The following is an 11,534-nucleotide window of genomic DNA, read 5'->3' on the forward strand; positions in this document are numbered from 1 at the left end:
GGCGCGCGCTCGCGACGGCGTGACCGCGGCGGCGCGCGGTGCCGGACGCGGTCGGCGGAGGCGCGGCGGCCTCAGGGCTGCGCCAGAAAGTCGCGCGTCACCTCCACCGCCTGCTTCAGCCCGACGCGCTGCACGATCACCCCGTCCGGCAGGCCGGCCAGCAGGCGCGAGGGGCAGCGCGCATCGAGCAGCACGAAGACGCCCTTGTCGTCGGCGCGGCGGACCAGCCGGCCGAAGGCCTGGCGCAGGCGGTGGCGCGCGATCGCGTCGTCATGCGCCTTGGGCCGCCCCTCCGACAGGTGCAGCCGGCGTTCGCGGTGCAGGATGGTCGGGCGCGGCCAGGGCACGCGGTCGAAGACCAGCAGCCGCAGCGAACGGCCCGGCACGTCCACGCCGTCGCGCATCGCATCGGTGCCGAGCAGGCAGGCGGATTCCTCGGCGCGGAAGACATCCACCAGCGTGGCGTTGTCCATCGCGTCCACATGCTGGGCGTAGAGCGGGATGCCGGCCTGGGCCAATGGCTCCGCGATGCGGCCATGCACCTCCCGCAGGCGGCGCACCGCGGTGAAGAGGCCAAGCCCGCCGCCGCCCGCGGCCAGGAACAGCGCGCGATAGGCCGCGGCGATCTGGCCGAACTCCTCCCGCGCCACGTCGGTGACGACCAGGGCGCGGGTGCGCGCGCCGTAGTCGAAGGGCGAGGGCACAGCGGCGCGGATCACCGGCGCGGCGAGGTGCGGCACGCCGGTGCGCGCTTCCGCCTCGCGCCAGGCATTGTCCGGGTCATCGGCCTCGTCGCCGGAATCGCGCAGCGTGGCGGAGGTGATCAGCACGCCATGCGCCGGCGCGGCGACAGTGGTGGCGAATGGCTGCGTCGGGTCGAGGTAGTGGCGGAACATGCCCGCATCCACCTCCCGTCCCTCGCGGCGCTCCAGGGCGAACCAGTCCACCATCTCCGGGCGCTGACCGGGCGCGCGGGGCGGGTCGCGCAGCGCGCGCAGCATCGCGCCCCAGGCCGTCAGCGGCATCAGCGCGCGGCGCTCGATGCCGCGCACCGCCGCCTCGATGCGGATGCGGTCGCCGACCTCCAGCTCCTCAGCCTCGTCCTCCAGCCGCGCGTTCAGCCGGTCGCGCAGGGTCTGCAGCGGCGCCTGCAGGCGGGCGAAGGCCTCGGAGAGCGCCGCAGCGGCCTCCAGGACGCCGGGGTTCAGCGGATGGACGTCGCATTCGACGCCGTAGCCCGCATCCTGATCCGCGATGCGCGCGAGCACCTGGCGGCGCACGGCGTGCAGGAAGGCCTCCGTCGCGCCGCGCGGGTCGTTCTCCGTCAGGCGCGAGGGCCAGCCGGGACCGGGCAGGGCGCGCGCGGCCTGCAACGCTTCCTCCAGCGGCATCAGCAGGTCGGGGCGATCGCCGACGAGCTCCTCCATGCGGCGCGCCAGGCCGCGCGCACGGGACCGGCCGCCCTCCGCGCCCAGCAGCCAGCGGCGCAGCTCCGCCGTCTCGCCGCCGGTCAGGTCGGCGCTGAAGGCGGCGTCGGCAGCGTCGAACAGGTGGTGGCCCTCGTCGAAGACCAGACGCAGCGGCTTGCCGTCCTCGCCGCCGCCAAGCGCCGCCTGCACCATGACCAGCGCATGGTTCGCCACCACCAGCGTCGCGCCCTTCGCGCGGCGGATCGAATGCTCCACGAAGCACTGCTTGTAGTGGCCGCAGGCGGAGTGGACGCATTCGCCGCGCCGGTCGGCCAGCGGCCAGACGGCATGGTGCCCGAACAGCTCGGCCAGCCAGCCCGGGAAGTCGCCGCCCATCAGGTCGCCGTCGCGCGTGAACAGCGCCCAGCGCGCGACGAGCGCCAGCGGCAGCAGCATCCCCGCCATCTGCGCCGCGCCCAGCTGCTCCTCCATGTTGAGCAGGCAGAGGTAGTTCTCGCGGCCCTTGCGCACGACGACGCGGCGGCGCCGCTCCGACGGGTCAGGGTAGAGGCGCGCCGTCTCCTGGTCGATCTGGCGCTGCAGGTTGCGGGTGAAGGTGGAGATCCAGACCGGCGCGCCGTTGCGCTCCGCCCAGAGGGAGGCGGGCGCCACATAGCCCAGCGTCTTGCCGGTGCCGGTGCCGGCCTCGGCCAGCACCAGGTTCGGGACGCCGCGCGCCTCCCGCGCCTGGAAGGCGCCGGCGACGGCGGAGGCGTAGTCGGATTGCTGTGGCCGCTGCTCGGCATCCTCGCCCAGGATCTCGGCCAGGCGCCGGCGGGCCTCGGCGGGGGTGACCGGCTGGTGCGCGGGCGGCGGGGGCGGGGCCTCGTCCTCCCAGTCCGGCAGGCGGCGCCAGACCTTCAGCGGGTCAAGCGAGGGGCGGGCGTCCGGCTGGCCGAGCGCGGCCAGGACGGAGTCGGTCCAGGGCCAGTGGATCTCCGCGCCGAGCTTCGCGGCGAGCATGGCCGCGTCGCGGTTGAGCGGGTTCAGCCGGGCCGCGGCCAGGTGGCGCAGCAGGTCTGTGGCGAGCTCCGGCAGCAGGGCGGCCGCGGCCTCGTCATCCGCCGGCGCATCGCGGTCCAGCGCGATGGCGAGCCCGCGCGGGGTGGGGGCGGCGGGCTGGGCGGGACGGCAGAAGGCGAGCAGTTCCAGCAGGTCGCAGGCCGGCATGGGCGGCAGGCCGAGCCGCTTCCAGGTGGCGGGCGCATGCACCAGCAGGGGCGGCGGGCTGTCGCGCAGGCGCCGACCGATCTCGGCCGCCGGCAGCGTCAGCAGTTCGCCATCGGCGGTGAGCAGGGCGCCGCGGCCGAAGCCGGCGACCAGCGCAGGCGCCTCGGGCAGCAGCAGGCGAGGCTGGGTGGCCCCGGAGGCGCGCGGGCCGATCATGCGGGGATGGCGGCGCGGGGCGGAGTCACCTGGGCAATCTGGCCCGGATAGCGGCGCGAACAAAGGGGGAAGGGGCACACCGGCAGCCCTGCGCGGTGTGCCGGTCCTGTGATCGGCGTCATTCAACAAATCGGTTGAATGTTCGCCGCGACCGGCTATTCTCAACCACATGGTTGAGCAACAGACCCGGCAGCTGGACGCCGTCTTCCACGCCCTCGGCGACGCCACACGGCGGCAGATGCTGCGCGACCTCGCCTCGGGCGAGCGGACGGTCGGCCAGCTTGCCGGTCCCTTCCCGATCTCGCTCGCGGCGGCCTCGAAGCACATCCAGGCACTGGAGAGGGCCGGCCTGGTCCGGCGCGAGGTGCGCGGCCGGACCCATTGGTGCCGCCTGGATGCCATGTCGCTCGCCGCCGCCCACCGCTGGCTCCGCGACTACGAGCGCTTCTGGACAGACCACCTGGATGCGCTCGAACAGGTCCTCCGAGAGGAGGATGCCCGCCACCCCCCAACCCAGGACGGAGACGACCGATGACGGATGCGGTGACGCTGGACGCCTATGGCGCATTGACCGAGCCCACGACGCTCACCATCCAGCGGCTGCTGCCCGGCCCGATCGAGCGGGTCTGGGCATACCTGACGGACAGCGACCTGCGCCGGCGCTGGCTGGCGGCCGGAACGATGGAGCTGGAGGTCGGGGCCGAGTTCGAGCTGGTGTGGCGCAACGACGAGCTCACCACCCCGCCCGGCACGCGCCCGCCGGAGTTCGCCGCGGAGCACCGGATGACGAGCCGGATCACGGAGGTGGATGCGCCACACCGCCTGGCCTTCACCTTCGGCCAGGCCGGCCACGTCGCCTTCGAGCTGAAGCCGGTCGGCAACAAGGTGCTGCTCACGCTGGTGCACCGGCGCCTGCCGGACCGCGCCACCATGCTCAAGGTCAGCGCCGGGTGGCACATGCACCTGGATGTGCTCGCGGCGCGCGCCGATGGCGTGGAGCCCGCGCCCTTCTGGGATGGCTGGAGCCGCCTGCAGGCGGAGTACGACGCGCGCCTGCCGGGCTGACGGGCGCCGCCCGCCGCTCCGCCCGGGTGACCGGGCGGAGCCTGGCGGCGCGCCGCTACGCCGCCGCCTTCAGCGCCGGCACCCGCTCCGCGATCTGCACGGCGTTCAGTGCCGCGCCCTTCAGCAGCTGGTCGCCGCAGACGAACAGGTCCAGCCCGTGGTCGCCGAAGACCAGGTTCTGGCGGATGCGGCCGACCTCGCAATCGTCCTGGCCGGTCGCCGTCAGCGGCATCGGGTAGAGCCTGTTCGCCGGGTCATCCACCACCTTCACGCCCGGCGCGTTGCGCAGAACCTCGCGCGCTGCCTCCGGCGTGACGGGCTTCTCCGTCTCGATCGTCACGCTTTCCGCGTGCACGCGCATGGTCGGGATGCGCACGGCCGTGCAGGAGACGGGCAGGTCGGGCAGGCCCATGATCTTCCGGGTCTCCCAGACGACCTTCATCTCCTCCCGCGTGTAGCCGTTGGGCTGGAAGCTATCGATGTGCGGGATGACGTTGAAGGCGATGGGATGGGCGAAGACCTCGTTGCGGGCCTTCTCGCCCTCGACCAGCACGCGCTTCGTCTCGCGCTCCAGCTCGGCCATGCCCTCGGCGCCGGCGCCGCTGGTCGCCTGGTAGGTGGAGACGATGACGCGCTTGATCCCGAAGGCCTTGTGCAGCGGCGCCAGCGCGACGACCAGGATCGCGGTGGTGCAGTTCGGGTTGGCGATCAGCCGGGCATTGCCGACGGCGGCCGCGTTCACCTCCGGCACCACCAGCGGGACGTCGGCGTCCAGCCGGAAGGCGGAGGAATTGTCCACCACCGTCACGCCGGCCGCGACCAGCGCGGGGGCGTGCTGCTTCGCGAAGTCGCCGGAGACCGCGAGCAGCGCGAGGTCGAGGTCCTTCGCCTTCTCCGGCGTGAACTCCTCGATCGTGATCTCGCCGAAGGGCGTGGCGACGCGCGTGCCCGCGCTGCGGCCCGAGGCGAAGAGGCGGAGTTTCGTCACCGGGAAGCGACGCCGCCCCAGGACCTCCACCAGCTCCTTCCCCACCGCACCGGTGGCGCCGATCACGCCGACACGCATCGTCAGGCTGCTCCCATTCCCACGCAGGGGCGGCACGCATAGCGCGAAAACCTTGGGCAGACCAAGCCTGCGAGCTAGGCGCGCACGACGATCCTGACCCGCCCCTCCTCGAGATCGTAGACGCCACCGGCCACGCGAAGCCGCCCCTCCGCGACGGCTTCGGCGATGATCTGCGACCGTGTCAGCAGGTGCCCGACAACCCGGCGGACGTTCTCGTCCGCAGTGGCCTGGAGCCGGTCCTCCGCCCCGTGCCGGCAGGCCGCGATGGCGGCCGGGACGATGGGGGCGATCATGTCCTCCATCGCGCCAGGCCAGCGGGCATCCCGCTCTACCACGGCGACGGCGGCCGCGATGGCGCCGCAGCGCTCATGGCCCATCACGCCGATCAGCGGCACCCCGAGCTTGGCCACCGCGTATTCCAGGCTGCCGGTCGCCGCGGGGTCCGCCGTGTTGCCGGCGTTGCGGACCACGAAGAGGTCGCCAAGGCCGGCCGAGAACAGGATCTCCGGCGCCACCCGGCTGTCGGCGCAGCAGAGGATGGCGGCATAGGGGTTCTGGGCGCCCGCGACGAAGCGCCGGCGGTCCGGCTGCATGAGGGTCGGCGGCAATTCGCCCGCCAGGAACCGGCGGTTGCCCTCCAGCAGCCTGGCCGCCGCTTCATCCGGCGTCAGGCGTGCGATGGCCTGGGCCATTGTGCCTCCTCCACGCAGCAGGGTCGCGTGCCCCGCCGGCGCTGCCTATAAGGCCCGATCATCGCCTTCCAGGGAATCCGCTCGTTCCATGTCCGATGCCGCCGACTATGCCGCCGCAAGGGGCTGGCCCTTCGAGGAGGCCCGCAAGGTCGCCGCCCGGGTGCAGGCCGGCGGCAAGGGCGCGGCCCTGTTCGAGACGGGGTACGGCCCCTCCGGCCTGCCGCATATCGGCACCTTCGGCGAGGTCGCCCGCACCACCTGGGTGCGCAACGCCTTCACCCGGCTGACCGGCCTGCCCAGCCGCCTGGTCGCCTTCAGCGACGACATGGACGGTCTGCGCAAGGTGCCGGACAACGTGCCGAACCGGGAGATGCTGGCGACCCACCTGGGCAAGCCGGTCACTGCCATCCCCGACCCCTTCGGCACGCATGAAAGCTTCGGGCACCACAACAACGCCCGGCTCCGCGCCTTCCTGGACCAGTTCGGCTTCGACTACGAATTCGCCTCCTCCTCCGACTACTACAGGTCCGGCCGCTTCGACGCGGCGCTGATCCGCATGGCGGAGCGGCACGAGGAGGTGAAGGCGGTGATCCTGCCCACCCTCGGCCCCGATCGCCGCGCCACCTATTCGCCCTTCCTGCCGATTCACCCGAAGACGGGCGTGGTGATGCAGGTGCCGATGGAGGAGGTGCGGCCGGGCCTCGACGAGCTCGTCTGGCGCGACCCGGAGACGGGCGAGCGCTTCGGCACGCGCATCACCGGGGGCCACTGCAAGGCGCAATGGAAGGCGGACTGGGCGCTGCGCTGGTATGCGCTCGGCGTGGACTACGAGATGTCGGGCAAGGACCTGATCGACAGCGTGAAGCTGTCCTCCGCGATCTGCCGCGTGCTGGGGGGCGAGCCACCGATCGGCTTCACCTACGAGCTGTTCCTGGACGAGCAGGGCACCAAGATCAGCAAGTCCAAGGGCAACGGGCTGTCCATCGAGGAATGGCTGCACTACGCGCCGCCCGAATCCCTCGCGCAGTTCATGTACAACCAGCCGCAGCGCGCCAAGCGGCTGTTCTTCGACGTGATCCCACGCGCCACCGACGAATATGTGCAGAACCTGGACCGGCTGCGCATGGCGCCCTCGCCCGACAATCCGGCGTGGCACATCCATGCCGGGCCGACCAACGACCCGGGCTCGCCGGTCTCCTTCACCATGCTGCTGAACCTGGCCAGCGTGATCAACGCGGACAACCCCGAGATGCTCTGGGGCTTCCTGCACCGCTACGCGCCAGACATCACGCCGGAGAGCCACCCGCTGGTCGCGCGCCTGATCGAGCGCGCCGTCGCCTACTATCGAGACCGCGTCGCGCCGGAGAAGCGCCACCGCGCCGCGACGCCGCAGGAGGCGGAGGCGATGCGCGCGCTGGCCGCGATGCTGCGCGACCAGATCGAGGAGCTGGAACGGATGCCGCCCGACGAGCGGGCCAAGGCGATCCAGGACCTGGTCTACGACGCCGGCCGGCGCGAGCCCTTCCTGGAACCGGCGAAGGATGGCGGGCGCCCCGGTGTCTCCCGCGCCTGGTTCAACGCGCTCTATCAGGTGCTGCTGGGCCAGCCGGAAGGGCCGCGCTTCGGCGGCTTCGTCGCGCTCTACGGCATCGCCGGCACCATCGGGCTGATCGAGACGGCGCTGGCGCGGGATCCTGCAACCGCATGAGGGCCTACCTGCCCCTCATCAAGCGGCACGGCATGACCGTCTTCGGTCTGGTCCTGCTCGCCGCCGCGATCTGGGTGGTGCAGAAGGAGTTCCGGACCCTCTCGGTCGCCGACGTGCGCAACGCGCTGGCGGCGATCCCGGAAGCGACGCTCTGGAAGGCGGCGGGCTGGACGGTTCTGGCCTACGCCGTGCTGACCATCTACGACCGGCTGGGCAGCGTCTATGCAGGGCATCCGGTCAGCTACGCGCGCACCTCGCTCGCGTCCTTCTGCGCCTACACGCTGGCGCACAACCTCGGCTTCGCGGCCGTCTCGGGCGCGGCGGTGCGCTACCGCTTCTACGCCGCCTGGGGCCTGCCGCCGCTGGCCATCGCCAAGGTCGTCGCCTTCACCAGCCTGACCTTCGGCCTGGGCGGGCTGGCGCTGGGCGGCCTGGTGCTGGTGATCGAGCCGGAGGTGGTACCGGGCCTCGGCGAGCATGTGCCGCATGCGCTGATGCAGGGGCTCGGGCTGGTGTGCTGGGCGCTGGTGATCGCCTACGTCACCATGTCGCGCATCCGCAGCCATGTCGTGATCTTCGGCTACCACGTGGACCTGCCGGGCTTCCGCATGGCGGTGATCCAGACGGTGCTGGCCAGTGTGGACGTCGCGGTGACCGCGATGATCTTCTACGCGCTGCTGCCGCCGGCCGAGAACCTGACCTTCCTGCATTTCCTCGGCATCTACATCGCCGCCTACATCGCCGGCATCGCGGCCAGCCTGCCCGGCGGCATCGGCGTGTTCGACACCGCCATCCTGATCGGCCTGCAGCCCTGGCTGTCGCCGGCCGAGGTGGTCGGCGCGCTGCTGGTGTTCCGCCTCTACTACTACATCGTGCCGCTGTTTCTGGCCGGCATGCTGTTCGCCGGCTTCGAGATCGCGCAGCGCCGGCACGCGCTGGCGAAGCTGACCGCGGAGCAGCGCGTGGCCGACGCGCTGGAAGTGCCGGCGATCGCCAGCCTGGTCGGCCTGGCCGGCACGGTGCTGATCTTCATCGGCGCCCTGCCGGCGCGCGGCAGCGCCGTGGAGATCTGGGCGGGCCCCGAGGCCGCGCTCGGCTCGCACTTCGCCGCTTCGGTGGTCGGCTCGCTGCTGCTGGTGATGGCCTATGGGCTGCTGCGGCGGCTGACCATCGCCTGGGGCTTCGCCATCCTGCTGCTGCTGAACGGCGTGCTGATCTGCCTGCTGCGGCAGGAGCACTGGGCGGTGACCGGCGGCTTCGCGCTGGTGGCCGTGCTGCTGGCGGCGATGCGCAGCGGCTTCTACCGCGACGCAAGGCTGATGCGGGAACCGCTGGCCGGCGGGACACTGGTGCCCATGGCCGTGGTGGGCTTCTGCGCCATCCTGCTCGCCACCGTCTCCTATGGCGGCCGCGTTGCGGAGGAGAGCTGGCTGGAGGTCGTGGTCTCGCCCATGGCGCCGGACAGCCTGCGCTTCACAGTGGGTCTCGCCGCCGTGTTCCTGCTTGTCGGCATGGTGCGACTGCTGCGCCCGGTGAAGCTGCGGCCGGAGCCCTGGACGGAGGAGGCGCGGGCACGGCTGCGCGCGCTGGGCGGCGCGGCGCCGGCGCAGGCGGATGGCGCGGTGTTCGGCGAGGCCGGGCGCGCCGGCTTCGCCTTCGTGAAGCGCGACGGCATCTGGATGGCGCTGGGCGATCCGGAGGGCGAGGAACGCGACCGCATCTCCGCGATCTGGCGCTTCCGCGACATCTGCGAGCGCGCCGAGGTGGATGCCGCCTTCTGGCGCGTCTCGCCGGCGCTGCTGCGGGTCTATGGCGACATCGGGCTGACCGCCTTCCCGCTGGACCCGCCGCCGCCGGGCGAGCCGCAGCGCTACCTGGCCTGCCGCGCGGAGAAGGACCTGGAGAAGCTGCTGGCGCTGCTGCCGGCGCAGGAGCCGACGGCGGGGGCGCGGAGGTAACGCGACCCGTCCTTCCCGGGCCGCGAATGCGGCCCCGCGCACAAGGCTGCCGCTGGCGCGGAGCGACATGCCGCAGGCGCGAGCCAAGGCCGCGGAGCGGCCGCCCGGCGCCTGAGGGCAATACCTACTGACTCGCCCAGACGATCCTGTGCATGAATGCCAGCTCGTCCAGCCCGAAGGTGAAGCCCGGATGCGCCGGGTTCAGGCTGGCGAGCTCCACGCGCCGCGCGGATTGCCGCAGCAGCTCCTTCGCCATCACCTCCCCCTTCTTCGTCCGCACCACCACGCGGTCGCCGCGGCGCACCGGCGCGGCCGGGGAGACGATCACCACGTCGCCGTCGCGGAACACCGGCTCCATGGATTCGCCGCTGATCTCCAGCGCATAGGCGTTCGGGTCCGGCACGTCGGGCACCGAGATCTCGTCCCAGCCACCGCCCACGGGATAGCCGCCATCGTCGAAGAAGCCCTCGGCGCCGGCCTGCGCCAGGCCGATCAGCGGGATCCGCCGACCCGGCGCGGCACGGCCGCGCGGCAGGGCCGGCGCGCCCGTCACCAGCGCGGCGAAGGACTCGATCCCCGTGCCGGTCGCCGTCAGCACCTTCGCCACGCTCTCCGTCGAGGGCCAGCGCGACCGCCCGTCCGGCCCGGTCCGCTTGGAGGGGTTGAAGGCGGTGGGATCCAGCCCCGCCTTGCGCGCCAGGCCGGAGGCGGACAGCCCATGCTCCGCAGCCAGCGCGTCGATCGCCCGCCAGACATCCTCGTGCCGCATCATCGAAGCCAGCCCTTCCGCCGCGACCCGCCGAGTCGCACCCGATCATGGCACATCGCCCTGGGCATCACATCCTAGGTTTCGAGTCGCGACGCAATAGGAACTTCTGCCTTGCAACCACGGGTAGAACAGGTTAACGTCGGTATGTTCCTGTTTCGTTCGATACCGAGGAAGGAATCCCCCCGTGCCCCTCGCCCCCACCCGCTCCCCCGTCCTCGCCTGCCTCGCCAAGGCCGAGCCCTTCGCCTCCGCCGAGGAAGCCTGGTTCTGGACCATGGCGGCCCTGACGGCCCGCCGCGACGGCGCGCGCCTGTCCGCTGCCCGCGGCGCCGTCATGCGCCCCTGCGAGCCCGACGACGTGGTGAAGTGCCTGGACCGGCTCTACCGGCATCGGCGCATCGACCTGCAGCATGCCCGCATCCTGCGCATCTGGGGCGAGCGCGGCACCGCGCCCAATCCCCGCTTCCCCGCCGAGCGCGGCGACCTGCGGCTGTGGCGCGAGGCGATGGAACGGCTGGACTTCCCGCTGCGCCAGAAGGGCATCGTCGCCGGGCCGGCGCGGGGCTTCGACCCCGGGACGGCGCGGGGCGTCGTGGCCAACGCGGCTCCCGCCGACGGCGCGGAGGTCATCGCCTTCCCGGGCCGTCGCACGTGACGCGCCTGGCACATCGCCGGCTGGATGCGGAGGGCGGTGGCCAGCGCATCTGGCTCGCCTTCGGCGGCGAGGCAGACCAGCCCTGGCTGCGTCTGCTCCGGCGCGGTTTCCGCCACTGCTTCGCCGCGATCGGCGACGAGGCCGGCTGGACAGTGCTGGAGCCGCTCTCCGGCCGCCTGATGGTGGCGCGGCTGCCAGTGCCGGCGGGCTTCGACCTGCCGTCCTTCTACCGCCGCGCCGGGCTGGCCGTGCTCGGGCCCTTCGCGCCCGCGCCCGCGCAGGCCCGTGCCATCCCGACGCTGTCGCCGCTCACCTGTGTCGGGCTGTGCCGCGCGTTGCTCGGCCCCGGCGCGCCTTTCGCGCTGACGCCCTACGGCCTGTTCCGGGCACTGGGCGGCATGGAATCCCGCCAGTCTAGGAAAAAAATCTTGACCGCCGGCTGATCCCCCGCTACACCGGCTGGGCCACGGGGCGAAGTGCGTCCCGCGGCATCCTCCTCCCCGGTCTCCCCGAACCTCGAAGGCCCGCCCGGCACAGCCCGGCGGGCCTTCGCCTTTTTGGGCCGCCCGGGGCGGTTCCCCTCTCTTCCAGTCCGAAGGACCTGCGCATGGGTGGCCTGTTCCGCGCGCCGAAGCCAGTGGTGGTCGAAGCGCCGCCCGAGACGGCGCAGGCGGAGACCGTCGCGCAGACCGCGGCGCAGACCGAGGCCGCGGCCGAGGATGCCGGGCGCGCCGCGCGGCTGCGCGCCGTGGAGCGCGCGCGCCGC

10 protein-coding genes are annotated in these 11,534 nt (G+C 72.7%); 6 read left to right on the forward strand and 4 right to left on the reverse strand.

The annotated features are described in order from the left end of the window. Positions 1-71: 71 nt before the first annotated feature. Positions 72-2,855: an ATP-dependent DNA helicase gene (locus tag OZN99_RS16095; protein WP_270936276.1), complete on the reverse strand. Its 2,784-nt coding sequence runs from the start codon at positions 2,853-2,855 to the stop codon at positions 72-74. A gap of 169 nt (positions 2,856-3,024) precedes the next feature. Here OZN99_RS16095 and OZN99_RS16100 point away from each other — a divergent pair, with 169 nt between their 5' ends. Both OZN99_RS16100 and OZN99_RS16105 read left to right on the forward strand, forming a co-directional pair. Then, positions 3,025-3,390 carry an ArsR/SmtB family transcription factor gene (locus OZN99_RS16100; protein WP_270936277.1) on the forward strand — a complete coding sequence of 122 codons (366 nt, stop codon included), beginning with the start codon at positions 3,025-3,027 and terminating at the stop codon, positions 3,388-3,390. Beyond that, entirely contained in the window at positions 3,387-3,920 is a 534-nt protein-coding gene (locus tag OZN99_RS16105) for an SRPBCC family protein (protein ID WP_270936278.1), read from the forward strand. The genes OZN99_RS16100 and OZN99_RS16105 overlap by 4 nt, the downstream gene beginning before the upstream one ends. Positions 3,921-3,975: 55 nt before the next feature. Here OZN99_RS16105 and OZN99_RS16110 read toward each other — a convergent pair whose 3' ends face one another. Both OZN99_RS16110 and OZN99_RS16115 read right to left on the reverse strand, forming a co-directional pair. After that, positions 3,976-4,986, reverse strand: a complete 1,011-nt coding sequence (locus tag OZN99_RS16110) for an aspartate-semialdehyde dehydrogenase (RefSeq protein ID WP_270936279.1) — start codon at positions 4,984-4,986, stop codon at positions 3,976-3,978. Between the two features lie 74 nt (positions 4,987-5,060). Next, positions 5,061-5,678: a carbonic anhydrase gene (locus OZN99_RS16115; RefSeq protein ID WP_270936280.1), complete on the reverse strand. Its 618-nt coding sequence runs from the start codon at positions 5,676-5,678 to the stop codon at positions 5,061-5,063. Positions 5,679-5,766: 88 nt separating this feature from the next. Between OZN99_RS16115 and OZN99_RS16120 the strand changes: the two genes are divergently transcribed. Further along, entirely contained in the window at positions 5,767-7,386 is a 1,620-nt protein-coding gene (locus OZN99_RS16120) for a lysine--tRNA ligase (protein ID WP_270936281.1), read from the forward strand. Further along, positions 7,383-9,344: a lysylphosphatidylglycerol synthase domain-containing protein gene (locus tag OZN99_RS16125; protein WP_270936282.1), complete on the forward strand. Its 1,962-nt coding sequence runs from the start codon at positions 7,383-7,385 to the stop codon at positions 9,342-9,344. Before OZN99_RS16120 ends, OZN99_RS16125 begins: the two co-directional genes overlap by 4 nt. Before the next feature lie 124 nt (positions 9,345-9,468). Here OZN99_RS16125 and OZN99_RS16130 read toward each other — a convergent pair whose 3' ends face one another. After that, the gene (locus tag OZN99_RS16130) at positions 9,469-10,113 is read right to left on the reverse strand and encodes a S24 family peptidase (protein ID WP_270936285.1); all 645 of its coding nucleotides are present in this window, start codon (positions 10,111-10,113) and stop codon (positions 9,469-9,471) included. Between the two features lie 184 nt (positions 10,114-10,297). On the opposite strand from OZN99_RS16130, the gene OZN99_RS16135 reads away from it, so the two are divergent. Together OZN99_RS16135 and OZN99_RS16140 are read left to right on the forward strand one after the other, a co-directional pair. Then, positions 10,298-10,768, forward strand: a complete 471-nt coding sequence (locus OZN99_RS16135; RefSeq protein ID WP_270936283.1) for a hypothetical protein — start codon at positions 10,298-10,300, stop codon at positions 10,766-10,768. Continuing rightward, complete coding sequence (locus OZN99_RS16140) at positions 10,765-11,211, forward strand: hypothetical protein (protein WP_270936284.1); 447 nt, start codon at positions 10,765-10,767, stop codon at positions 11,209-11,211. The genes OZN99_RS16135 and OZN99_RS16140 overlap by 4 nt, the downstream gene beginning before the upstream one ends. Positions 11,212-11,534: the final 323 nt, after the last annotated feature.

This window comes from Falsiroseomonas oryzae, assembly GCF_027856955.1.
GTDB lineage: Bacteria > Pseudomonadota > Alphaproteobacteria > Acetobacterales > Acetobacteraceae > Falsiroseomonas > Falsiroseomonas oryzae.